This window comes from Pseudomonas sp. Pso3 (assembly GCF_055393275.1).
The window spans coordinates 615,042-638,965 of record NZ_AP043687.1; the positions used below are offsets into that span (position 1 = coordinate 615,042).

Genomic DNA, 23,924 nt, shown 5'->3' on the forward strand with positions numbered 1-23,924 from the left:
TACCGCACTCGCCGCGGGAGGCGGGGCCGGCGCTTTTGCCGTAGCATGCCGCTCCTTTGCCGTCGTGACCGCCCATGAATACCGCCACCCTTGCCCGCCTCTCCGAGCTCCTGCTTACCGCCCTCGCTTCGCCGCCCGCCGAGGCACGCCGACTGGTGCATGGACGTGGCCGGCTGCTGCCGGGGCTGGAGCAACTCACCGTCGACTGGCTGGAAGGCGTGGTGCGGGTGGGCCTGTTTCGCGAATTGCCCGCGGCCGAGCTGGACGCCCTGCGCGCCACCCTGACCGCCCTGGGCGAGGCTCCGGCGTGGCGCGCCAGCGGTGCCCGCAGTCTCCTGCTGCAGCATCGCTATCGCCTGGACGCCGCCAGCGAGGCGCTGATCGGCGCGCCGGTGGGCGAGCATGTCATCCACGAGGACGGCCTGAAGTTCGGCCTGGACCTCACCCGCCACCAGAACATGGGGCTGTTCCTCGACATGCGCCTGGGCCGCCGCTGGGTGCGCGAGCAGGCCGCCGGCCTGCGCATCCTCAATCTGTTCGCCTACACCTGCGGCTTCTCGGTGGCCGCCCTGGCCGGCGGCGCGGCCCAGGTGGTCAATCTGGACATGGCCCGCGGGCCCCTGACCCGCGGCCGCGAGAATCACCGACTCAATGGCCATGACCTGGGCCAGGTCAGCTTTCTCGGTCACGAACTGTTCAAGTCCTGGGGCAAGGTGCGCAAGCTGGGGCCCTATGACCTGGTGATCGTCGATCCGCCCAGCTTCCAGCAGGGCAGCTTCGCCCTGACCAAGGACTACGCCCGCATCCTGCGCCGCCTGCCCGAACTGCTCACCCCCGGCGGCCGGGTGCTGGCCTGCGTCAACGACCCCGGCGTGGGCGCGGATTTCCTCATCGCTGGCATGGCCAAGGAAGCCCCCGCACTGGCCTTCGTCGAGCGCCTGGCCAATCCGCCGGAATTCGCCGACGAGGATCCCGAGGGCGGACTCAAGGTGCTGGTGTTCCGGCAGGAACAGGCGTCGTAGTTTGGGTTGAGCGTAGCGAAGCCCAACGGTGCCCGGGTTCGGCTCTGGCTCGTTGGGCTTCGACGATGGAGCCGTCGCAACCCAACCTACACCGGGCTAGGCTCAACCCTGCTTGGGCAAGCGCCGATAGAGCTGTTCGACCTTTTCCCGTGCCCAGGGCGTGCGGCGCAGGAAGGTCAGGCTGGACTTGATGGAGGGCTCATGGGTGAAGCAGCGCAGCGGGATGCGCCGCCCGAGTTCTTCCCAGCCATGATGCTCCACCAGGCGGGTGAGCAGGGCTTCGAGGGTGATCCCTTCCAGGGAGGGGCGGGGCTTGTCGGACATCGGCAGGGCTCTGGGTGAGGGCAGAGCAGTGTAGCCGTTGCGACGTCGCGCTGCGCAGCGAAGCGGTCGCCCGCCTGCGGAACGATGCTGTTCGATAATCGAACTGTTAGTCGATTATCGGATTGTTTGCGCCGATGGGGCTTTGTAGTCTGACCCCAGACCGCCGCACCGGGCGGCGCCGACAACAAAGACGCGAGTCGACAATCCATGGCCCAGATCCTGTCCCTGAGCGAAGCCATCCAGCGCTTCGTCCACGATGGCGAGACCGTCGCCCTCGAAGGCTTCACCCATCTCATTCCGACCGCCGCCGCCCACGAGCTGATCCGCCAGAACCGGCGCGACCTGACCCTGGTGCGCATGACCCCCGATCTGGTCTACGACCTGCTGATCGGTGCCGGCTGCGCCAAGCGGCTGATCTTTTCCTGGGGTGGCAACCCCGGTGTCGGCTCCCTGCACCGGCTGCGCGATGCGGTGGAAAAGGGCTGGCCGCACCCGCTGGAGATTTCCGAGCACAGCCACGCGGCCCTGGCCAATGCCTATGTCGCCGGTGCCTCCAACCTGCCGTTCGCCGTCCTGCGCGGCTACCAGGGCTCGGACCTGGCCAAGGTCAATCCGGACATCAAGTTCATCGCCTGTCCCTTTACCGGCGAGCAGCTCGCCGCGGTGCCCAGCGTGCGCCCGGACGTCACCGTCATCCATGCGCAAAAGGCCGACCGCCAGGGCAACGTGCTGATCCAGGGCATCCTCGGCGTGCAGAAGGAAGCGGCCCTGGCCGCCCAGCGCTGCATCGTCACCGTGGAGGAAATCGTCGACGATCTCCAGGCGCCGATGAACGCCTGCGTGCTGCCGACCTGGGCGCTCAGCGCGGTCTGCGTGGTGCCGGGCGGGGCGCATCCGTCCTATGCCCACGGCTACTACGAACGGGACAACCGCTTCTACCAGGCCTGGGATCCGATCGCCCGCGATCGCGACACCTTTACCCAGTGGATCGACACCTACATCCGCGGTACCGCGGACTTCGCCGCCTTCCAGGCGAAGCTGGCTGCGGAGGCCTGAATCATGAGCGACTTCACCACCAATGAAATGATGACCGTGGCCGCCGCGCGCCGCCTCGGCAATGGCAGCGTCTGCTTTGTCGGCATCGGCTTGCCGTCCACCGCGGCGAACCTGGCACGCCTGACCCATGCGCCGGACGTGGTGCTGATCTACGAATCCGGCCCCATCGGCGCCAAGCCCTCGGTGCTGCCGCTGTCCATCGGCGATGGCGAACTGGCCGAAACCGCCGACACCGTGGTGCCCACCGGCGAGATCTTCCGCTACTGGCTGCAGGGCGGACGCATCGACGTCGGCTTCCTCGGCGCGGCCCAGGTCGACCGCTTCGGCAACATCAACACCACGGTGATCGGCGACTACCACCAGCCCAAGGTGCGCCTGCCGGGCGCCGGCGGCGCGCCGGAGATCGCCGGTTCGGCCAAGGAGGTGCTGATCATCCTCAAGCAGTCGCACCGCAGCTTCGTCGACAAGCTGGCCTTCATCACCTCGGTGGGCTTCGGCGAGGGCGGCGATCATCGCCAGCAGCTGGGCCTGCCGGGCAAGGGCCCGACTGCCATCATCACCGACCTCTGCATCATGGAACCGGAAGCCGGCACGAACGAATTCGTGGTGACTGCCCTGCATCCCGGGGTGACCCGCGAGCAGGTGGTGGCCGCCACCGGCTGGGCCCTCCGCTTCGCCGATCAGGTCGCCACCACCGAGGCGCCGACCGCCACCGAACTCGAGGCCCTGCGCGATCTGCAGGCCCGCACCACGGCGGCTCACGGCGGCCAGAAGGGAGGCGAGGAATGAGTCGCCCCGTCTATATCTGCGACGCCATCCGCACTCCCATCGGCCGGCTCAACGGCGGTCTCTCGGCGGTGCGCGCCGACGACCTGGCGGCCATTCCGCTCAAGGCGTTGCAGGAACGCAATCCCCAGGTGGACTGGTCCGCCGTGGACGAGGTGTTCATGGGCTGCGCCAACCAGGCCGGGGAAGACAATCGCAACGTGGCACGCATGGCGGTGCTGCTGTCGGGACTGCCGGAAACGGTGCCGGGCGTGACCCTCAATCGCCTCTGCGCCTCGGGCATGGAAGCGGTGGGCCAGGCCTACCGCGCCATCGCCCTGGGCGAGATGGACCTGGTGATCGCCGCCGGGGTGGAGTCCATGACCCGTGCGCCCTATGTCATGGGCAAGGCCGACAGCGCCTTCGGGCGCGGCCAGAAGCTGGAAGACACCACCCTCGGCTGGCGCTTCGTCAATCCGGCAATGAAAGAGGCCTATGGCGTCGACAGCATGCCGGTCACCGGCGACAACGTCGCCGCCGACTATGGCGTCAGCCGCGCCGACCAGGACGCCTTCGGCCTGCGCAGCCAGCAGCGCGCCGCCGCGGCCCAGGAATCCGGTTATTACGCCGAGGAAATCGTCCCGGTGACGATCAAGGGCAAGAAGGGTGACGTGGTGGTCGAGCGCGACGAGCATCCGCGTGCGGACACCACCACCGAAGGCCTGGCCAAATTGAAGCCGGTCAACGGCCCGGATAAGACCGTGACCGCCGGCAACGCCTCGGGCCTCAACGACGGCGCCTCGGCCATCATCCTGGCCTCGGCGGAGGCCGTTAAGAAGCACGGCCTGACGCCGCGGGCCAAGGTGCTGGGCATGGCCAGTGGCGGGGTGGCGCCGCGCATCATGGGCGTCGGCCCGACCCCGGCGGTGCGCAAGCTGCTCAAGCAACTGGACCTGACCATCGACGCCTTCGATGTCATCGAACTCAACGAAGCCTTCGCCGCCCAGGGCCTGGCCGTGCTGCGCGAGCTGGGCGTGGCCGACGACAGTCCCAAGGTCAATCCCAACGGCGGCGCCATCGCCCTGGGTCATCCCCTGGGCATGAGCGGCAACCGCCTGGTGCTCACCGCGGTGCACCACCTGCAGAAGACCGGCGGCCGCCTGGGTCTCGCCACCATGTGCGTGGGCGTCGGCCAGGGGTTGGCGCTGGCGGTGGAGCGGGTGGACGGAGCCTGAGGTTCCTAGGTTAATCGCGGCCATGGGCCGCTCCTACAAGAGCATGACCCTGTAGGAGCGGCCCATGGCCGCGATGGCCAGAGCTGATCGTAGAGCCATTGCTCAGCAAATGTCCCAAATCTCACCCATCCCCATGCCCACACCTCCTGTAACCGTGTGTGTCTCTCCTGGTCCGATGGCGGTAGGCTGTCCTCCGTCCATCCATACCTATAATTAAGGATCTCCATGAGCACTCACCCGCATTACAGCTTCGAGGAGCGCAAGAAGCGCATCTTCGCCATCGTCGGCGCCTCGTCCGGCAACCTGGTGGAATGGTTCGACTTCTACGTCTACGCCTTCTGCTCCATCTACTTCGCCGCCGCCTTCTTCCCCAAGAGCGATCCCACCGTGCAGTTGCTGAGCACCGCCGGCGTCTTCGCCGCGGGCTTCCTGATGCGGCCCCTGGGCGGCTGGATCTTCGGGCGCATCGCCGACAAGTACGGCCGGCGCACCTCCATGGTCATCTCCATCCTGATGATGGGCGCCGGCTCCCTGGCCATCGCCTGCCTGCCCACCTATGCCAGCATCGGCGTCGCGGCGCCGGCCCTGCTGCTGCTCGCGCGGCTGCTGCAAGGCATCTCGGTGGGCGGTGAATACGGCACCACCGCCACCTACATGAGCGAGGTGGCGCTGCGTGGCCAGCGCGGCTTCTTCGCCTCCTTCCAGTACGTCACCCTGATCGGCGGCCAGTTGCTGGCGGTGCTGGTGGTGGTGATCCTGCAGCAGGTGCTCAGCGACGCCGACCTGCGTGCCTGGGGCTGGCGGATTCCCTTCCTGGTCGGCGCCGCCGCGGCGGTGATCTCGCTGTTCCTGCGTCGCTCGCTGGAAGAGACCACCACCGCCGAGACCCGCGCCAACAAGGAAGCCGGCACCTTGAGCGGCCTGTTCAAGCACCACAAGGCGGCCTTCTTCACCGTGCTCGGCTACACCGCCGGCGGCTCGCTGATCTTCTATACCTTCACCACCTACATGCAGAAGTACCTGGTCAACACCAGCGGCATGGACGCCAAGACCGCCAGTGCCGTGATGACCTGCGCCCTGCTGGTGTTCATGCTGATGCAACCGCTGTTCGGCATGCTCTCCGACCGCATCGGCCGGCGCGCCTCCATGCTGCTGTTCGGCGGCCTGGGCACGGTCTGCACCTGGCCGATCCTCACCGCGCTGGCCAGCGTCCAGAGTCCCTTCGTGGCCTTCCTGCTGATCTGCCTGGCGATGGCCATCATCAGCCTCTACACCTCCATCAGCGGCCTGGTGAAGGCGGAGATGTTCCCGCCGGAAGTGCGCGCCCTGGGCGTGGGCCTGTCCTATGCGGTGGCCAATGCGGTCTTTGGCGGCTCGGCGGAATTCGTCGCCCTGAGCTTCAAGACCCAGGGGCATGAAGAAGTCTTCTACATCTACGTCTCGGTGATGCTGGCGGTGGCCTTCCTGGTCAGCCTGAGATTGCCGCGGCAGGCCACCTACCTGCATCACGACCACTGAGCCCCGAGGAATCCCCATGTCCAACCTGCTGTTCGACGCCTACTTCACCCAGGCCGCCATGCGTGCGGTGTTCTGTGACCAGGGGCGACTGCAGGGCATGCTGGACTTCGAAGCGGCCCTGGCGCGCGCCGAGGCGGCGGTGGGGGTAATCCCCCAGACGGCGGTAGCGCCCATCGCCGCCGCCTGCCGCGCCGAGCGCTATGACGCGGCCGAGCTGGCCCGGGCCGTGGTCAGCGCCGGCAATTCCGCCATACCGCTGGTCAAGGCCCTGGGCCGGCAGATCGCCGCCCAGGACCCCGAGGCCGAGCGCCATGTGCACCGCGGTGCCACCAGCCAGGACGCCATGGACAGCGGTCTGGTCCTGCAGATCCGCCAGGCGCTGGACCTGCTGGACGCCGACCTGGCACGGCTGGCCGAGGCCCTGGCCATCCAGGCCGAGCGCCATGCCGGCACCGTGCTGGCCGGCCGGACCTGGCTGCAACATGCGACGCCCGTGACCCTGGGCATGAAACTGGCCGGGGTGCTGGGCGCCATCACCCGGCACCGCCAGCGCCTGGCCGAGTTGCGGCCGCGGGTGCTGGTGCTGCAATTCGGCGGCGCCTCGGGCAGCTTGGCCGCCCTGGGCGCTGACGCCCTGCCGGTGGCCGAGGCCCTGGCCCGCGAGCTGGGGCTGAGCCTGCCGGAGCAACCCTGGCACACCCAGCGCGATCGCCTAGTCGAGGTCGGCGCCTGGCTGGGCCTGGTGGCCGGCAGCCTGGGCAAGCTCGGGCGCGATCTGTCGCTGCTGATGCAGACCGAGGCCGCCGAGGTGTTCGAGCCTTCGGCGCCGGGCAAGGGTGGCTCCTCCACCATGCCGCACAAACGCAATCCGGTCGGCGCCGCGGTGCTGATCGCCGCTGCCACCCGCGCGCCGGGTCTGGTCAGCACCCTGTTTTCCGCCATGCCCCAGGAGCACGAGCGCAGCCTGGGACTCTGGCATGCCGAATGGGAAACCCTGCCGGAGCTGTTCTGCCTGGTCTCCGGCGCCCTGCAGCAGGCCCAGGCCATCGTCGCCGGGCTGGAGGTGGATGCCGCGCGCATGCAGGCCAATCTGGAGTTGACCCACGGCCTGGTGCTGGCCGAGGCGGTCAGCATCGCCCTCGCCGGACGCCTGGGGCGCGAGGCCGCTCACCACCTGGTGGAGCAGAGCTGCAAGCGCGCCGTCCAGGAGGGTCGCCATCTGCGTCTGGTGCTCGGCGATACCCCCGAGGTCACCGCCGAACTCTCCAGCGCCGAGCTGGATCGCCTGCTGGACCCCGCCCATTACCAGGGCCAGGCCCGGGCCTGGGTGGCCCGCGCCCTGGCCGAACATCGCACCCTGCCTACCCATTCCTAAACCAGAGGACTGCCTGATGCCCAGCGTACGTCTCGCCGATGGCGACCTGAACTACCGGCTGGAGGGCCCCGAGGGCGCCCCCGTGCTGATCCTGTCCAATTCCCTGGGCACCAACCTGGCCATGTGGGACGACCAGGCCGCCGCCTTCAGCGAGCGCTTTCGCCTGCTGCGTTACGACACCCGTGGTCACGGCGCCTCCCTGGTGACGCCCGGCCCCTATCGCATGGATCAGAACGGCCGTGACGTCCTGGCCCTGGCCGACGCCCTGGGTATCGACCGCTTCGCCTTCTGTGGCCTGTCCATGGGCGGCTCCATCGGCCAGTGGCTGGGCATCAACGCCCCCGAGCGGGTCACCCGTCTAGTGCTGTGCAACACCGGCGCCAAGATCGGCACCCCGGAGGTTTGGAACACCCGCATCCAGACCGTCGAAGCCGGCGGCGAGCAGGCCATGCGCGACCTGCGCGATGCCTCCATCGGCCGCTGGTTCACCCCTGACTTCGCCAGCGCCGAACCGGAGAAGGTCGACCGCATCGTCGCCATGCTCGCCAGCACCCCGCCCCAGGGCTATGCCGCCAACTGCGCGGCGGTACGCGACGCCGACTTCCGCGAGGTGCTGGACGCCATCCAGGCCCCGACGCTGATCGTCGCCGGCACCCACGACGCCGTGACCACCCCGGCCGACGGGCGCTTCCTGCAGGAACGCATCCCCGGCGCCGAGTACGTCGAGTTTCCCGCCGCCCACCTGTCCAACGTGCAGATGGGCGCTGCCTTTACCCAGCGCGTGCTGGCCTTTCTCAGCGCCTGAAGGAGTCGATCTTGGACGAAAGAGAACGTTACGAAGCCGGCATGCAGGTCCGCCGGGCGGTGCTGGGCGACGCCCACGTCGATCGCAGCCTGGAAAAGCTGACCCCCTTCAACGAAGAATTCCAGGAGATGATCACCCGCCACGCCTGGGGCGACATCTGGACCCGCCCGGGCCTGCCGCGGCACACCCGCAGCCTGATCACCATCGCCATGCTGATCGGCATGAACCGCGAAGGCGAACTGCGCCTGCACCTGCGCGCCGCCCGCAGCAACGGGGTGACGCGGGAGGAGATCAAGGAGCTGATCATGCAGAGCGCCATCTACTGCGGCATCCCGGCGGCCAATGCCACCTTCCATCTGGCGGAGACGGTGTGGGATGAGTTGGGGGTGGAGTCGCTGGAGGGGTGAGTTTCCCCCCTTTGGCCCCTGTTTGGATGATGCCCGCCGGGTTGGATTTGGCGGGCGTTGGTTGTTGGGCGTAGGTTGGGTTGAGCGTTAGCGAAGCCCAACGCCTGTGCTATTGGGTGCCAGGGCTGGTTATCGAGCGCTTTGAAGGTTTTTGTTTCGCCCACCCGGGCGACTTACTTTTTTCAGTCGCGGCTGCGCGCCCCGCAAAAAAGTAAGCAAAAACGCTTGCCCCGACCATCCGGCCCTCCGCTTCGCTCCGGGTCCGCTCACGCCAGCGCCGTTCCGGGGTCGGTCCAGATGGGCCGTCCATGGCCCACTGGACCTCTCGCCGTATCCATGCGGCTCGCCCCACTTCACGACACTGGCGTTCGCCCTCCTGAACGGGGCGATTCGCTAGCCTGATGCCTTGGGTGCAAACCGGTAGGGTGGACAACGGCGCAGCCTTGTCCACGCGATAGGCCTTACTCCCTCAGTGGAAAACGCTGCGCGGTTTTCCACGCTACGAATCTTCTGAATACGGAAGCCTCAGGCTGGCGCTCCGTCCCCGTCAGTGAGGCCGAACTGTTGGGGTGCGCTTTCTTTTGCTTACTTTTCTTTGCACCGGGCGGCGATCCGCAAGCAAAGAAAAGTGAGTCGCCGGCCAGGCGAAACCAGGGGCATCAGCAGAACTCAATAAACAGCCAGGGCACCTGCACGGCGCGCAGTTCAAGGCTGAAATCATGCCCTTATCGCGGTCATGGACCGCTCCTACAGCAGGAGTTCGAAACTGTAGGAGCGGTCCATGACCGCGATAGGGCAGTCGCTCTGTACGAAGGCAGCCCTGCCCAGCCACAGGGCCTCAGGCCCCTTACTTGGTCACTACCCGCGTAATCCGATCCCCCTCGGCATCATCCTGCCCCTTGGCCTTGTTGACCGCGTAGACCACGCCCTTGCCATCCACCACCGCGTGGTTGGGGTAGGTGCCCAGTTCCAGGTTGGCCTTGATGGTGCCGTCCGGGTCGACCACGGTCAGGGTGCCAGCGCCGCGGTTGGTCACGTAGGCCAGGCGCTTGACCGGGTCGAAGGCCACGTTCAGCGCCCCGGCACCGGTGGTGACGTTGTGCAGGGTCTTGCCGGTCTTGGCGTCGACGATCAGCAGGTTGTCGCTGCCCTGGGCGGTGATGAACAGGCGATCGGTCTGGGGATCGTGGGCCACGGCCATGGGGGTCTTGGCGCCCTGGATCGGGAAGACCTTCTCGACCTGCTCGGTCTTGGCGTCGATCACCGCGGCTTCGTTGGTCTTCAGGCTGACGGCGTAGAGCTTGTGCACCGCCGGGTCCAGGTGCATGCCGACCACGGCGAACTGCTCGCCGCGCACGCCCGATTCGATGGCGATGTGCTTGCGCACGGCCGGGGTCTTGGCGTCGAAGCTGACGATGTCCGGGGTCATGGCCGCCGAGGCGAAGGCGCGGTCGAGTTTCTCGTCGACCACCACCGTGTGGGCATGGGGCACGAGGCCGGGTTCGAATTGCTTGACCAGGCCTAGGTCGCTCTGGCGATAGACCGCCACGGTGTTCTGCCGGGTATTGGTGGTCCAGACGGTGCCGTTACGATCGTCCACGCCCACGCCGTAGACCGCGTAGACGCCGGCGTCCTGGCCCGGGGCGGCGGCCGGGGTGATCTGGCGCTGGATGGACAGGTCCTTGGGATCGAGCTTGAGCAGCTGCGAGACCTTGACCGGCGGGCGGCCCACGGCCGAGGTGACGAAGAGGGCGCCGGTCTTGGCGCTGCTGTCCACCTGGTAGAGGCCGGGGACCAGTTTGACCGCGGTGAGGCTATAGGCCTCGGCGCCGGACAGCGGCACCACCGGCGAGACCTTGAGCGGGAAGACCGCGGCGCCCGAGGGCTGGGCGGTGCTGATGACGATGGGGTGCTGGCCGGGGGCGGCGTCTTCGGGGATGCGCAGGGTCGCCTTGAAGTTGCCCTGGGCGTCGGCCACGTAGGCGGCGTCGGGGTTGAGCGCCACGCCACCGCGCGACAGGGTGATCTGCTGACCGGGGGTGAAGCCACGGCCGTCCAGCGCGACCTCGCTGCCGGCCAGGATGGCGGTGCCGGTGACAGGACTGGCCTTGATCTCGCCGTGGTAGTCCGGATCGGGGGCTTCGAAGCTGGAGCGCGCCTGGGCGGCTTGCCCGCCCAGCGCCAGCAGGGCGGCCAGCAGGGTGACGGAAAAGACGCGCCGGCCCTTGGCCGAAGACGCTGGAGCGATGTTCATCAGGGATTCCTTGTAGCGGCGATCAAGATACCCGCGCCAGAGCGCCGGGCAGCGGAGGCCCTCCTGGGCTAGGTCATGTTAAGGCGAAAGCGAAATACTTGCATTTAGATTTGCAGGTTTTACGCTTTGTCGCTGTCCGGGGTATCGAGGGTGCGCTGCATCAGGCAGGCGCCGGCGCCATAGCCGGCCAGCTTGGCCTCGAGCGCGGCGTCGGCCGGAACCGGGTGATAGTGATGGCGCTGCCAGTAGCCGATGGCGTTGGACAGCGACACCAGCCGCCCCTGGCGCAGGCGGGCGCGTCGGGCCTGGCCCTTGGCGTGGCGATAGAGCCGCCCGGCCACGCCCTGGCCCTGGGCGGCGGGATGCACGGCGCAGTCGTGCAGGAACCAGGTCGAGGCCGCGCCCGGCAGCTGCTCCAGGCGGGCGCCCAGCGCCGGTGGCAGGCCGTCGTCCCAGGGATAGGCGATCAGATAGCCCTGCAGCCGCGCCTCGGTGTCCAGGGCCGCCCAGCAGTGTTCCGGGGCGAGCTCCAGGCGATTGGCGTAGAAGGCGTGGTCTTCGAGCAGGTCGGCGGGGTAGTTGGCCGCCTGGATGGCGAGGACGGCCGGGAGGTCGGCGGGGCGCAGCGGGCGTATCGAAGGCATGACGAGGCGGGGGAAAAGGTCCGGCCGGGCAGTATGGTCACTGCCCGGCCGGGAGGCAAACGCCTCGGAGCCGTGGGTGGTGAGTCCCGCCGCTAGCCTGCGCCTTGGCGCGGGGGCCTGGATTCCAGCGGCGACCTTGGCGTGCCTGGCGCCGCCGCCGGCCTTAGAGCCTGTTCAGAATCTCGCGAGCTAGAGCCAAACAAGGCGAAAATGGCTGAGGAAGCGGAGTTTACGAGTGGTAAATGAGCATTCCGACGGGGCTGGCCTTCCAGGCCATTTTCAACGCCGTTTGGCCGACGCGCAGCAGATTTTGAGCAGGCTCTTAGGCCTTGGCGATCAGCCGCGAATTACGCTCGTTCCTGAAGTGCAGATCTTCGATCCGCTGGGTCGCGGTCTCGGCTTCCTGGCGGGCGGCGAGGATGAGGTCGTGGTGCGGGGACTTGGCGCAGACCGGATCGGCGTTGCGGGCATCGCCGGTGAGCATGAAGGCCTGGCAGCGGCAGCCGCCGTAGTCCTTTTCCTTCTCGTCGCAGGAACGGCAGGGCTCGGGCATCCAGTCGTAGCCGCGGTAGACGTTGAAGCCGAAGGAGTCGTACCAGATGTGCCTGAGGTCCTGCTCCTTCACGTTGGGGAAGGCGATGGGCATCTGCCGGGCGCCGTGGCAGGGCAGGGCGGTGCCGTCCGGCGTGATGGTCAGGAACAGCTTGCCCCAGCCGTCCATGCAGGCCTTGGGGCGCTCTTCGTAGTAGTCCGGGGTGACGAAGATCAGCTTGCAGGGGTGGTTCTCGGCCTTGAGGCGCGCACGGTACTCGTTGGTGATGCGCTCGGCGCGCTCCAGCTGGGCCTTGGTCGGCAACAGGCCGGCGCGATTGCGTTCCGCCCAGCCGTAGAACTGGCAGGTGGCGAGTTCGACGAAGTCGGCTTCCAGGGCCAGGCAGAGGTCGATGATCTGGTCGATGCGATCGATGTTGTGCCTGTGGGTGACGAAGTTGAGCACCATCGGATAGCCATGGGCCTTGACCGCCTTGGCCATGGCCAGCTTCTGGGCGAAGGCCTTCTTCGAGCCGGCCAGCAGGTTGTTCACCTGTTCGTCGCTGGCCTGGAAGCTGATCTGGATATGGTCCAGGCCGGCTTCCTTGAATTCGGCGATGCGCGCCTCGGTGAGGCCGATGCCGGAGGTGATGAGGTTGGTGTAGTAGCCCAGCCGGCGCGCCTCGCGGATCAGCTCGGCGAGGTCCTGGCGCACCAGGGGCTCGCCGCCGGAAAAGCCGATCTGGGCGGCGCCCATCTCCCGCGCCTCGGCCATCACCTTGAACCACTGTTCGGTGGTCAGCTCACGACCCTGGGCGGCGAAGTCCAGGGGATTGGAGCAATAGGGGCACTGCAGCGGACAGCGATAGGTGACCTCGGCCAGCAGCCACAGCGGCAGGCCGACGTTGTGCTTGCCTACCGCCGGCGGCTGCGGGAGTTGCATGGGCACTCCAGGCAGTTGAGAAGTGCCTGCGCTCGGTGATGCTGCGTTAGAAACCCGCTCGGAATGCTCATTTACCATTTGTAAACTCCGCTTCCTCGCGGGTTTCTGCCTTGCCTAACCTTCGCTCGGCGACTTCTCGAATAAGGCTTAGCCGAGCAGGAGCCAGTGCTCTGCACGAGCGACCTCCATGAATTGTTCGACGTCGGCGCCCAGCTCGGGCACGCCGGGGAAGCGTTCGTCGAGGACGGCGATGATGGCGGCCACGTCACGCTGGCCGTCGATCAGCCCGCCGATGGCGGCGGCGCTGTCGTTGAGCTTGATCATGCCCTCGGGATAGAGCAGCACATGGGCGTCCTGCGCCGGCTCGAACTGGAAGCGATAGCCGGGGCGCCAGCGCGGCACCTGGGTGCGGTCGAAGCTCATAGGTCGATTCCTCGGTGCCAGCGGCGCTCGGCGGTGACGCTGTGATAGGGCGGGCGGTGCAGTTCGTAGGCCATGCTCATGGCGTCGAGCATGGTCCAGAGGATGTCCAGCTTGAACTGCAGGATCTCCAGCATGCGCTGCTGGGACTCCCAGGTGGTGTAGTGCTGCAGGGTGATCTGCAGACCGTGCTCGACGTCGCGGCGGGCCTGGCCCAGGCGGGTGCGGAAGTACTCGTAGCCGGCCGGATCGATCCAGGGATAGTGGGTCGGCCAGGCGTCCAGGCGCGACTGGTGGATCTGCGGCGCGAACAGTTCGGTCAGGGAGCTGCTGGCGGCTTCCTGCCAGGAGGCGCGACGGGCGAAATTGACGTAGGCGTCCACCGCGAAGCGCACCCCGGGCAGCACCAGTTCCTGGGAGAGCACCTGCTCGCGGTCCAGGCCGGTGGCCTCGGCCAGGCGCAGCCAGGCCTCGATGCCACCTTCGCTGCCGGGCTCGCCGTCGTGGTCGAGGATGCGCTGCACCCATTCGCGACGGATCTCGCGATCCGGGCAGTTGGCCAGGATGGCGGCGTCCTTGAGCGGGATGTTGACCTGGTAGTAGAAGCGGTTAGCCACCCAGCCCTGGATCTGCTCGCGGCTGGCGCGGCCCTGGTACATGGCCACGTGATAGGGGTGGTGGATGTGGTAGAGGTCGCCCTTGGCGCGCAGGGCGGCTTCGAATTCGGCGGGCGTAAGGGCGTCGGGCATGGCGTTCACAACTCGATGGACATGCCGTCCCAGGCGACTTCCACGCCCTGGCGCGCGACGATGGCGCGCTCGGGGGAGTCTTCGTCCAGGATCGGATTGGTGTTGTTGATGTGGATCAGCACCTTGCGCTGGCGCTCGAAGCCGGCCAGCACCTCCAGCATGCCGCCGGGGCCGCTCTGCGGCAGGTGGCCCATCTCGGTGCCGGTCCGGGTGCCCACGCCGCGACGCTGCATCTCGTCATCGGTCCAGAGCGTGCCGTCCACCAGCAGGCAGTCGGCCTGGCCCATCAGCTCCAGCAGGGCGGCGTCCGGCTGGCCCAGGCCCGGGGCATAGAACAGCTTGCCGCCGGTGCGTCGGTCGTGGACCAGCAGCCCCAGGTTGTCGCCCGGGTGCGGATCGTGGCGATGGGGCGAATAGGGCGGTGCGGCGCTGCGCAGCGGGAAGGGCGTGAATTCCAGATTCGGACAGGCCGGGATGGTGAAGCTGCCGCTCAGGGCGATGGGCTGCCAACTGAGCCCGCCGTTCCAGTGTTCGAGCATGTTGAACAGCGGAAAGCCGGTGGTGAGGTCCTGGTGGACCATCTCGGTGCACCAGACCTCGTGGGGGCAGCCTTCGCGCAGGCTGAGCAGGCCGGTGGTGTGGTCGATCTGGCTGTCCAGCAGGACGATGGCGCGGATGCCGGTGTCACGCAGGGCCCGCGCCGGCTGCAGCGGGGCGAAGCCGGCCAGCTGGGCGCGGATGTCGGGCGAGGCGTTGCACAGGATCCAATTCACCCCGTCGTCGGACAGGGCGATGGAAGACTGGGTACGGGCCTGGGCCCTGAGGGTGCCCTTGCGGAAGCCGTCGCAATTGACGCAATTGCAGTTCCACTGGGGAAAGCCACCGCCGGCGGCGGAGCCGAGAATCTGGATATGCATGGGAAAGGCTAAACCTGGAAAAAGTACGCCCCGGCGAACCGGGGCGTGGGGCGCATCAACGGTTGGCGAAGTACATGGTGACTTCGAAGCCGATGCGCAGGTCAGTGTAAGCAGGCTTGGTCCACATGGGAGGTCTCCTCTTTTGACTGCGAAAGCCGGAAGGATCCGGTCGTTAAGTCTAACAAATGTTACCTAGCTAAGGGTTTTTGCCGCGACGAATCGCTGGCGGTCCGGCGGACATAACTGTCTTACCGATCCTGCAACAGATTGACCGCCAAGGCCGGCCGACGCTCCCGGGAAAGTGTTGAAAGCTATGACATCCAGCCGGATGGCGCGTGGGCATTGGCCAGGGCGAAGCGCGGCGCGTCGCTGGCGGTGAGTTGTTGCCAGGCCTGCTGCAGGGCCCCGTCATCCAGGGCGGCCAGGGCCTGCTGCAGGGGCGCGAGATCCAGCGCCCCACTGCGCTGGAAGCCCCACCAGAGCCGCTCGGCCAGGGCGGCGCGCTGAGGGGTGGCGGGGCTGAAGTCGCGCCCCAGCTGACCGATGTCTTCTGCCAGCGTCATGGCCTCGGCCTGCACCGCGTTGCGGCTGTCGGCCAGGCAGCCTTCGATTTCCGCGAGGATCTCCGCCGCCCGGGCTTGGGGCGACTGCACGCCGATCAGCAGGCCACCGTGATCGCCCAGCAGGCGATAGGCGGAAAACACCGCATAGCCCAGTTGCCGCTCGCTGCGCAGGCGCTGGAACAGCGGTCCTTGCAGGCGCGCCGCCAACAGCCGCCAGGCGGCTTCGGTGGCGGGGCGCGCATCGGGTTGCGGACAGAACAGCAGCAGCGCCTGCTGGGCATCGGCGCTGGGTTCGTGGTGCCAGTGGCGACCGGTGCAGCCCGGCGGTTCGCCCAGCGGCCCGGCCTGGGGCCGAGGCGGCGGCGTGAGGGCGGCCAGGGACGCCTGCGCCGCCTGGGGCAGGCCACAGGCCAGGGCCTGCCAGCGCGGGTCTGCTTCATTGACTGTCAGCGGCATGACCGCATTTAGTCGCTCGGGCAGGACCTTGAGCAACTGGCGGATCAGCATGGGCTCGATCGAGGCTGCGGGGAGCGGCTGGGAAAGGTCCAGCGCGTTCGTCAGGCGGCCGAGCGCCTGCTCCAGCACCGCCGGCAGCGCCATGGCCCAGCCCTGTAGCCGCAATTCCCAAGGTGCCCCGGGCGGACTCCAGCGCAGGGTGACGCCCGCTTCGGCGGCCAGCCGGGGTAGCGCGCCCAGCACCCGGACGTCGGGCGCGGCCGGTGCCGGTCCCGGCCATTGCCAGCGCAAAAACAGCAGGCCTTCGCGCTGCTGGGGGGCGAGGGCCTGGCTGATCGGCCAGGACTGCCTCGTCGGGGCGCTCGGCGTGACGGGGTCGGCGAGCAAAGGATTGATCGGAGGCAGGGCGAAGGGGACGGCGGCGGGAGCTGTTGTGCACGGGGAGTCGGCCAGGCCGGCGGCGAAACCGCTGAGGCGCTGCGGGACCAGTTGCGCGAGCAGCCGGGGCCAGGCGGCCTGGGCGGCCGGGGAGAGCGCCGGTTGTGGCCAGGCGTTTCCTCGCCGATCCAGCCAGAGGCGTTCACCCAGGCGCCTTGCCAGCGCCAGGGCGGGCAGGGTCGCCCAGAGGCGCTGGGTGCGTTCGGCGTGGCCCTGCTGCAATGCGGCGAGGGGCGTCTGGCGCAGGGTGTCCAGCCAGGGGCACAGGATGCCGGTCAGGTGGCTCGGGCTGGCCTGGGGGCCGGGCACGAGATCCAGCCGGAGCAGGCCCTGGCGGGCCTGGCGATAGGGCCAGGCGAGGCTCAGTCGTTCGGCCTGGCCGGCTTGGCGCAGGAGGGCCGGCAGGCCGCCGGGATGGTCGCCGAGCAGCAGGGTTTCCAGCAGCTCCGCCGCTTCCCAGCTGCCGGGTGGCAGGTCATCGAGGGCGAATTGCACGGCCAGCGTCGGGGGCGTTGTGGCGGTGGTCTGCCAGCGTTCGCCTGCAGCCGGGAGCGCTTGGGGCGTTACGGCGCTGGGCGCCGGGCCAGGGGGCAGCAGGGCGCCCTGTTCCCGGGCCAGGTCGACCAGTTCGGCCAGCGGTTGCGGCCCGGCCAGCACCAGTAGGGCATTTTCCGCCCGGTAGTGCTGGCGCTGGAAGTCGCGCAGGGCCGCCTGGAAGGTTGGGCTCTGCAGCGGCAGGCTGTAACGGTTGCCGGCATGGAAGCCGGCGGCCGGATGGTCGGCGGGCAGGCCGGCGGCCAGCGCCAGGTCGCGACGGGTATCGGCGCTGCGCGACCAGGCGATGAATTCGGCGTGCAGCACCTCGCGCTCGCGGCGCTGGGCGTCGGCTGCCAGCAGGGGCGCGGCGAGCATGTCCAGCAACCGGGCGAGCCCGGCGGCCAGGTGCTCGGGGGCCAGGGCGAAAAAGAAGTCGGTGGTGGTCTCGCGGGTGCTGGCGTTGAGTTCACCGCCGAGGCGCTGCACCAGCGGCATCAGGCCGTCCGCCGCCGGATAGCGCCGGCTGCCGAGAAAGAACAGGTGTTCGAGAAAGTGCGCCAGCCCCGGAAAGGCCCGCGGCGCCTGGTGACTGCCGGCGCCGATGCGCACCATGGCGGCGGCCTGGGGCAGCTCGGGGTCGTGCAGCAGGGCGATGGCCAGGCCATTGGCCAGGCGCAGCCGGCGATGGAAGGGGGCGGAGGTGGGCATGGGGGTAGCTTAACCGAGTCGGGTGGAGGGGATGGAGCGGGTTTGCCCTCACCCCGGCCCTCTCCCTGGGGGAGAGGGGGAAGAGCGGTTGGAGTGTCGAGGTTTGCCCTCACCCCGGCCCTCTCCCGGGGGGAGAAGGGGAAAAGCGAGAGCTGTGCTTGGTTTGCCCTCTCCCTGGGGCGAGGCATGGTCTCGATACCGTAGCGTGGAAAACGGCGCAGCCTTTTCCACTGGGGCCCCGGGTGCCAGGGGGCTCTCGTCCCCGCTCCCTTCCGGAAGGAGCAAAGCCCTTTTCATGGAAAGAAAAACCCAGGCGAAAAAAATCCCGGCTGGGCCGGGATTCTTGGGTGGGGCGAGGGGGGATTCCAACAGGATGTCAAAAATGCTCGAAGCATCCTCGCCCCGGACCCTCTCCCGGAGGAGAGGGGAGCTCGGGCGCGGGCGCCCTTACTTCTTCTCGGGCAGGGCGAAGGCCATCACGTAGTCACCCTGCTTGGTGCCCAGCGAGCCATGGCCGCCGGCATAGACCAGCACGTACTGGCGACCGTCCTTGCCGGTGTAGGTCATGGGGGTGGTCTGGCCACCGGCCGGCAGGCGGCCTTTCCACAGTTCCTTGCCGTTCTTCACGTCATAGGCGCGCAGGTACTGGTCCAGGGTGCCGCTCAGGAAGGCCACGCCACCAGCAGTGGTGACGGTGCCGCCCAGGCTGGGCACACCCATGGGCAGGGGCAGCGGAACCGGCGAGTTGTCGCGCACGGTGCCGTTCTTGTGCTTGTAGACCAGCTTGCCGGTGGTCAGGTCGAGACCCGCCACGTAGCCCCAGGCGGGTGCTTGGCAGGGCAGGCCCAGGGGCGACAGGAAGGCCGACAGGATCACGCCATAGGGCGCGCCCTTGTTGGGCTGAATGCCTTCGGTCTCGCTCTTGCGCGCCGGCTGGTTGGCGATCTCTTCACGCGGTACCAGCTTGGAGGTGAAGGCCATGTAGCTGGGGTTGAGGAAGGCGATCTGGCGTACCGGATCGACCGAGATGCCGCCCCAGTCGAACACGCCGAAGTTGCCCGGGTAGACGATCGAGCCCTGGGTGGACGGCGGGGTGTAGATGCCCTCGTAGCGGTGCTCGCGGAAGGCGATGCGGCACAGCGCCTGGTCGAAGGGCGTACCGCCCCACATGTCGCTTTCCTTGAGGGTCGGCGCGGCCAGGTTGATCGAGGAGACCGGCTGGGTCGGCGAGGTGTGGTCGCCTTCCACCGCGCCCTGGGGCACCGGGGTTTCGGTGATCGGGTAGATGGGCTGACCGTTGGTGCGGTCCAGCACATAGATGCTGCCTTGCTTGGTCGAGGCCATCAGCGCGGGTTTCACGCCGCCTTCGGTCTTGATGTCCACCAGGGTCGGCTGACCGCCCACGTCCATGTCCCAGAGGTCATGGTGGGTGAACTGATAGTTCCAGCGCACCTTGCCGGTGGCGATGTCGAGGGCGACCACGCCGGCGCTGTACTTCTCGGAGGCCGGGGTACGGTCACCGCCCCACTGGTCGGGCATCTGGTTGCCCATGGGCAGATAGACCATGCCGACCTTTTCGTCGACGGCCATCATCGACCACATGTTGGGCGAGTTGCGGGTGTAGATGCCGTCGGCGGCGATGGGCGCGGTGGCGTCCGGATTGCCGCTGTCCCAGTTCCACACCAGCTTGCCGGTGTGCACGTCGTAGGCGCGGATCACGCCGGACGGCTCGTCGGTGGAGACGTTGTCGGTGACGTGGCCACCGATGATCACCAGGTTGCGGGTCACCGCCGGCGGCGAGGTAGAGTAGTAGCCGCCGGGCGTGAAGCTGCCCATGTTGGCAGTCAGGTCGACCTGGCCGTTGTCGCCGAAGTCGCTGCACACCTTGCCGGTGTCGGCGTTGATGGCGATCAGGCGGGTGTCGGCGGTGGGCAGGAACAGGCGGCGCGGGCAACTGCTGGCGGCCGGGGTGCTCTGCTCGTCGACCGGGACGGCACTGCCGGTGGCCGGGCTCTGGCCCGCGGTAGTGGTGCCGGCATAGGTGGCGTCGTCGTGGTAGGCCACGCCGCGGCAGGTCATGTGCGCCCAGCCCTTGAAGCTGTCGGCGTGCTGGGTGCTCAGCTTGGGATCGAAGCGCCAGATTTCCTTGCCGCTGTCGGGATCCACGGCGATCACCTGGCTGTGCGGCGTGCAGACATAGAGCTTGCCGTTGACCTTGAGCGGGGTGTTTTCCGCGGTGGTCTCCTGGGGATCGTTCGGGCCGGGGATGTCGCCGGTACGGAAGGTCCAGGCCGGTTGCAGATCCTTCACGTTGTTGACGTCGATCTGCTTGAGCGGCGAGTAGCGATCACCGAAGGCGGTACGGCCATAGGACGGCCAGTCGCCATCGGCGGCGGTCGGCGCGGCGCTCTGGGTGCCGGCGGTGTCGCGGCCCAGGTCACCGTCCAGACGGTTGTAGTTGACGAACTGGGCGACCAGGGCGACGACCGCAGCGATCACCAGGGAGCCGACCAGCGGCAGGCCGCCGCTGCGGCTGTCCAGCGGACGGCGGAACACCGGGATCAGGAGCACCAGGCCAAGGACGAACCAGAGCGCCAGGCGCGGCACCAGCTGCCACCAGTCGAACTGGACTTCCAGCACGGCCCAGGCGGTGGACATCACCAGGAAGAAGGCATAGACCCAGACCCCGCTGGCCCGCCGGATGCACAGCAGGTAACCACTCAGGGCGAGCAGCACGCCGCCGCCGAGGTAGTACAGGGAGCCCCCGAGGGTGGCCAGTTTGATGCCCAGCCCCAAGAGGGCCAGGCCCAGGAGGATGAACAGGATGCCGAGTAACCTGGCAGGCAGGCCTCCCGGTCTCGCGTTGGAAGTGACAGTCATGGCAGCGCTCGCAATGCAATCGTGAAAAGAGACTTCGACTCGATCGACGACATCGCAAATCGGAACCGCATGCGGATCTGTCGTCTGCTACGTCTGAACCTGTTGTCTGTCTTATTGTTCCACCCCTTCGCCGGCTTCCCTGGCAGGAAGCTAGAGCGGTTGCGCTGAGGCGAAGCGGGGGATGGATCGGGGGCGTCGTCTGAATCGGGCGGGTAGATAGTAAGCTAAGCATTGACTGATGTCACTTCGCGATGACGGAAGGAAGGGCCCCGCGGAGCGTCGTGCCTGCTACCATCGCGAGCCGTTCCCGCGATGCCTTCCGCCATGTCCGCTGCGCTTGCCCTGGTCCAGGCGACCTTCGACGTCACCGCCCCGGTCTTCGCCCTGGTGCTGCTGGGCTGCGTGCTCAAGCGGCTGGGCTGGATCGACACCCCCTTCATCAACACCGCCTCGGCCCTGGTGTTTCGCGCCACCATGCCGACCCTGCTGTTTCTCGGCATCCTCAAGGCCGATCTCGGCGAGGCGCTGCAACCGCTGCTGCTGGGCTATTTCGCCCTGGCCACGGTGGTGAGTTTCCTGGCCGCCTGGGGCTGGGCGATCTGGCGCTGTCCCCATGCCGATCGCGGGGTCTATGTGCAGGGCGCCTTTCGCGGCAACTGCGGCATCGTCGGCCTGGCCCTGGCGGCGACCCAGTACGGCGACTATGGGCTGTCGGTGGGCGGGATCATGGCCGGCATGGTCATCCTCTTCTACAACGTGCTCTCGGCCATCGTCCTGGCGCTCTACAGTCCGCACCTGGAGGCCAACTGGCGCACCCTGCTGCGCAGCATCCTCGGCAACCCACTGATCATCGGCATCCTGCTGGCGATTCCCTTCGCCTATTTCCAATGGCAGCTGCCGCGCTGGCTGGACACCTCGGCGCGCTATTTCGCCGGGCTCACCCTGCCGCTGGCGCTGATGTGCATCGGCGCCACCCTGTCGCTGGCCTCGCTGCGCGAGAGCAGCGGTCTGGCGGTGGGCGCCAGCCTGTGGAAGATCGTCTGGATTCCGCTGCTGGGCGTGCTGGGCGCCCTGGCGCTGGGCATCCAGGGACCGGCGCTGGGCATTCTCTTTCTCTACCTCGGGTGCCCGACGGCGGCGTCGAGTTTCGTCATGGCCCGCGCCGCCGGCAGCAATGCCCAGCTGGCAGCGACCATCGTGGTGCTCAGTACCCTGGGCGGGATGCTGACCACCAATCTGGGGCTGCTCCTGCTGAAAGGTTTCAGCCTGCTGTAGGGCACGCCGCCCAGACATCGGCGTTGTGAGAACGTTTATCGGTTGGCGCCAGCTAAAAGTCGGATTTATGCGTAATAGTGCGGCCTCGACCGTCCCCGGTCGATTTGCCCTCTCGATGCCTATCGCAATAAGTATGTGCGAGGAGAGCGGCCGCCCACTCCCCAAGTCTTACGTGTGGTAACCATGAAACGCTCGCTCCAATTCAGCCACAAGATCCTGCTGGCGGCCGCCCTGGTGGTGACCCTGGCCCTGGCCGGCTTCGCCACCTTCAACGCCTATCTGCAGCGCCAGGCCATCACCCAGAGTCTCGAAGCCTCGCTGGGCGAGATCGGCCGCATCACCGCCGGCAACATCGCCTACTGGCTGGACGCGCGGGTCAAGCTGATCGACAGCCAGGCCCAGGCGCTCAGCCGCGACAGCAGCCCGGCCAACGTGGTGGGCCTGCTGGAAGAGAAGCTCTACACGAGCAACTTCGATTCCACCTACCTGGGAGAGGTCGACGGCACCTTCACCGACCGCCCCCATACCTCCATGGAGGCCGGTTACGATGCCCGCCAGCGCGACTGGTACAAGGCCGCGGTCAGCGCCGGCGCTCCCATCCTCACCGAGCCCTACCTGACCGCGCCGCCGCAGAGCTTTCTGTGCATCACCATCGCCGCGCCGGTCCTGCAGAACGGCAAGCTGATCGGCGTGGTGGCCGGCGACCTGGTGATGGACAGCCTGATGAAGATGATCACCTCGCTGGACGCCGGCGGTCTGGGCGAAGCCTTCCTGGTGGACGGCGACGGCAAGATCCTGGTCAGCAGCCACGCCGACCAGGTGCTGAAATCGCTTAAGGAGGTCTTCCCGGAGCAGACCCCGACCCTGGCCCCGGGCTTCCATCACGTCCTGCAGAACGGCAGCGAGCGGCTGGTGAGCTTTACCCCGGTCGCGGGCCTGCCCTCGGTCAAGTGGTACCTGGCCCTGTCCATCGACCAGGCCAAGGCCTATGCCCCGGTGACCCAGGCGCGCAACCTGGCCATCGTCGCCACCCTGGTGGCGGTGGTCGCCATCATCCTGCTGCTGGGCTTCCTCATCCGCGTCCTGCTGCGCCCGCTGCACGACCTGACCCGCGCCATGGACGACATCGCCGAAGGCGAGGGCGATCTGACCCGCCGCCTGCCGGTGCAGTCCCGCGATGAATTCGGCGCCCTGGCCGAGGCCTTCAACCACTTCGTGGCGCGCATCCACACCTCGATCCGCGACGTGGCCCAGAGCACCGGCGAACTCAACCAGGGCACCCGCCGGGTGCTGGAAGCCTCGCAGTCGTCCATGCAGCAGTCCGACATCCAGGCCCAGCGCACCACCAGCGTGGCCGCGGCGATCAACGAACTGGGCGCCGCCGCCCAGGAGATCGCCCGCAACGCCGCCCATGCCTCCGGCGAGGCCAGCACCGCGCGCGCCCAGGGCGAGGAAGGCCGCGAGGTGCTCGACGAAGCCCTGCACGCCATGCAGGCGCTGTCGGCCAAGATCGGCAGCAGTTGCGAACATATCGAGGCGCTCAACGGCAAGGCCGCCAACATCGGCCAGATCCTCGAGGTCATCCGCGGCATCTCCGAGCAGACCAACCTGCTGGCGCTCAACGCGGCCATCGAAGCGGCCCGCGCGGGGGAAGCCGGGCGTGGCTTCGCCGTGGTGGCCGACGAGGTGCGTTCCCTGGCCAGCCGTACCCAGAGTTCGGCGCAGCAGATCCAGCAGATGATCGAGGAGCTGCAGAGCGGCTCGCGCGACGCCGTGGCCCTGATGCAGGAGAGCCAGCGGCAGAGCGCCCACAGCATGCAGGTGGCCAAGCGCGCCGGCGAGCGGCTGGGCAGCGTGACCGAGCGCATCGGTGAGATCGACGGCCAGAACCAGTCCGTCGCGACGGCGACCGAGGAGCAGACCTCGGTGGTGGAGACCCTGAACATGGACATCAGCGAGATCAACCTGCTGAACCAGCAGGGCGTCGACAACCTCCAGGCCACCCTGGCGGCCTGCACCGCCCTGGAAGCCGAAGCCGGTCGTCTGCAGCGCCTGGTGGGTGGCTTCCGCATCTAGCGCGGGCCGGCGGACAAGAGCGTGCC

20 protein-coding genes and 1 pseudogene are annotated in these 23,924 nt (G+C 67.9%); 11 read left to right on the forward strand and 10 right to left on the reverse strand.

Translation table 11 applies throughout. The features are described 5' to 3' along the window. Positions 1-74 precede the first annotated feature (74 nt). Positions 75-1,022: a class I SAM-dependent methyltransferase gene (locus ACZ5R1_RS02905; protein WP_042137419.1), complete on the forward strand. Its 948-nt coding sequence runs from the start codon at positions 75-77 to the stop codon at positions 1,020-1,022. 102 nt (positions 1,023-1,124) lie between these two features. On the opposite strand, the gene ACZ5R1_RS02910 is transcribed toward ACZ5R1_RS02905, so the two are convergent. Next, positions 1,125-1,346 (reverse strand): VF530 family protein, encoded by a 222-nt coding sequence (locus tag ACZ5R1_RS02910; protein WP_042137422.1) that lies wholly within the window; start codon positions 1,344-1,346, stop codon positions 1,125-1,127. 207 nt (positions 1,347-1,553) lie between these two features. Here ACZ5R1_RS02910 and ACZ5R1_RS02915 point away from each other — a divergent pair, with 207 nt between their 5' ends. The 7 genes from ACZ5R1_RS02915 (at position 1,554) to pcaC (ending at position 8,507) form a co-directional block, all read left to right on the forward strand. Next, positions 1,554-2,402 (forward strand): CoA transferase subunit A, encoded by an 849-nt coding sequence (locus ACZ5R1_RS02915; protein WP_042137423.1) that lies wholly within the window; start codon positions 1,554-1,556, stop codon positions 2,400-2,402. A gap of 3 nt (positions 2,403-2,405) precedes the next feature. Further along, complete coding sequence (locus ACZ5R1_RS02920) at positions 2,406-3,191, forward strand: CoA-transferase subunit beta (protein WP_027598791.1); 786 nt, start codon at positions 2,406-2,408, stop codon at positions 3,189-3,191. Further along, positions 3,188-4,402, forward strand: coding sequence for a 3-oxoadipyl-CoA thiolase (gene pcaF / locus ACZ5R1_RS02925; protein WP_042137425.1), 1,215 nt, complete (start codon positions 3,188-3,190; stop codon positions 4,400-4,402). Before ACZ5R1_RS02920 ends, pcaF begins: the two co-directional genes overlap by 4 nt. Positions 4,403-4,627: 225 nt before the next feature. After that, complete coding sequence (locus tag ACZ5R1_RS02930) at positions 4,628-5,920, forward strand: MFS family transporter (protein ID WP_027598789.1); 1,293 nt, start codon at positions 4,628-4,630, stop codon at positions 5,918-5,920. Between the two features lie 16 nt (positions 5,921-5,936). Continuing rightward, a complete protein-coding gene (locus tag ACZ5R1_RS02935; protein ID WP_042137427.1) occupies positions 5,937-7,295 on the forward strand; it encodes a 3-carboxy-cis,cis-muconate cycloisomerase in 1,359 nt (452 codons plus the stop codon). Between the two features lie 16 nt (positions 7,296-7,311). Further along, a complete protein-coding gene (gene pcaD, locus ACZ5R1_RS02940; protein WP_042137429.1) occupies positions 7,312-8,100 on the forward strand; it encodes a 3-oxoadipate enol-lactonase in 789 nt (262 codons plus the stop codon). Positions 8,101-8,111: 11 nt separating this feature from the next. After that, positions 8,112-8,507: a 4-carboxymuconolactone decarboxylase gene (gene pcaC / locus ACZ5R1_RS02945; protein WP_042137431.1), complete on the forward strand. Its 396-nt coding sequence runs from the start codon at positions 8,112-8,114 to the stop codon at positions 8,505-8,507. Positions 8,508-9,354: 847 nt separating this feature from the next. On the opposite strand, the gene ACZ5R1_RS02950 is transcribed toward pcaC, so the two are convergent. The 9 genes from ACZ5R1_RS02950 to ACZ5R1_RS02990 all read right to left on the reverse strand — a co-directional run bounded on the left by ACZ5R1_RS02950 (position 9,355) and on the right by ACZ5R1_RS02990 (position 20,547). Next, a complete protein-coding gene (locus ACZ5R1_RS02950) occupies positions 9,355-10,761 on the reverse strand; it encodes a YncE family protein (RefSeq protein WP_042137433.1) in 1,407 nt (468 codons plus the stop codon). 119 nt (positions 10,762-10,880) lie between these two features. After that, positions 10,881-11,405, reverse strand: coding sequence for a GNAT family N-acetyltransferase (locus ACZ5R1_RS02955; RefSeq protein ID WP_042137435.1), 525 nt, complete (start codon positions 11,403-11,405; stop codon positions 10,881-10,883). Positions 11,406-11,727: 322 nt separating this feature from the next. Beyond that, positions 11,728-12,879 carry a pyrroloquinoline quinone biosynthesis protein PqqE gene (pqqE, locus tag ACZ5R1_RS02960; protein WP_042137437.1) on the reverse strand — a complete coding sequence of 384 codons (1,152 nt, stop codon included), beginning with the start codon at positions 12,877-12,879 and terminating at the stop codon, positions 11,728-11,730. Positions 12,880-13,026: 147 nt separating this feature from the next. Further along, positions 13,027-13,302, reverse strand: a complete 276-nt coding sequence (pqqD, locus tag ACZ5R1_RS02965) for a pyrroloquinoline quinone biosynthesis peptide chaperone PqqD (protein WP_007161090.1) — start codon at positions 13,300-13,302, stop codon at positions 13,027-13,029. Next, positions 13,299-14,048: a pyrroloquinoline-quinone synthase PqqC gene (gene pqqC, locus ACZ5R1_RS02970; RefSeq protein ID WP_027598782.1), complete on the reverse strand. Its 750-nt coding sequence runs from the start codon at positions 14,046-14,048 to the stop codon at positions 13,299-13,301. The genes pqqD and pqqC overlap by 4 nt, the downstream gene beginning before the upstream one ends. A gap of 5 nt (positions 14,049-14,053) precedes the next feature. Beyond that, complete coding sequence (gene pqqB, locus ACZ5R1_RS02975; protein ID WP_027601037.1) at positions 14,054-14,965, reverse strand: pyrroloquinoline quinone biosynthesis protein PqqB; 912 nt, start codon at positions 14,963-14,965, stop codon at positions 14,054-14,056. Between the two features lie 55 nt (positions 14,966-15,020). Next, the gene (gene pqqA / locus ACZ5R1_RS02980; protein ID WP_003243383.1) at positions 15,021-15,092 is read right to left on the reverse strand and encodes a pyrroloquinoline quinone precursor peptide PqqA; all 72 of its coding nucleotides are present in this window, start codon (positions 15,090-15,092) and stop codon (positions 15,021-15,023) included. Between the two features lie 184 nt (positions 15,093-15,276). Continuing rightward, on the reverse strand, positions 15,277-17,667 hold the full coding sequence (gene pqqF / locus ACZ5R1_RS02985; RefSeq protein WP_042137439.1) for a pyrroloquinoline quinone biosynthesis protein PqqF: 2,391 nt from the start codon (positions 17,665-17,667) through the stop codon (positions 15,277-15,279). 447 nt (positions 17,668-18,114) lie between these two features. Further along, a complete protein-coding gene (locus ACZ5R1_RS02990) occupies positions 18,115-20,547 on the reverse strand; it encodes a glucose/quinate/shikimate family membrane-bound PQQ-dependent dehydrogenase (RefSeq protein WP_144948639.1) in 2,433 nt (810 codons plus the stop codon). A gap of 324 nt (positions 20,548-20,871) precedes the next feature. On the opposite strand from ACZ5R1_RS02990, the gene ACZ5R1_RS02995 reads away from it, so the two are divergent. The 3 genes and pseudogenes from ACZ5R1_RS02995 (at position 20,872) to ACZ5R1_RS03005 (ending at position 23,898) form a co-directional block, all read left to right on the forward strand. Next, entirely contained in the window at positions 20,872-21,822 is a 951-nt protein-coding gene (locus ACZ5R1_RS02995; RefSeq protein WP_042137443.1) for an AEC family transporter, read from the forward strand. A gap of 183 nt (positions 21,823-22,005) precedes the next feature. Beyond that, a pseudogene (locus ACZ5R1_RS03000) lies at positions 22,006-22,992 on the forward strand (cache domain-containing protein); the annotation flags it as partial. 141 nt (positions 22,993-23,133) lie between these two features. After that, positions 23,134-23,898, forward strand: coding sequence for a methyl-accepting chemotaxis protein (locus ACZ5R1_RS03005; protein ID WP_420893614.1), 765 nt, complete (start codon positions 23,134-23,136; stop codon positions 23,896-23,898). Positions 23,899-23,924 lie beyond the last annotated feature (26 nt).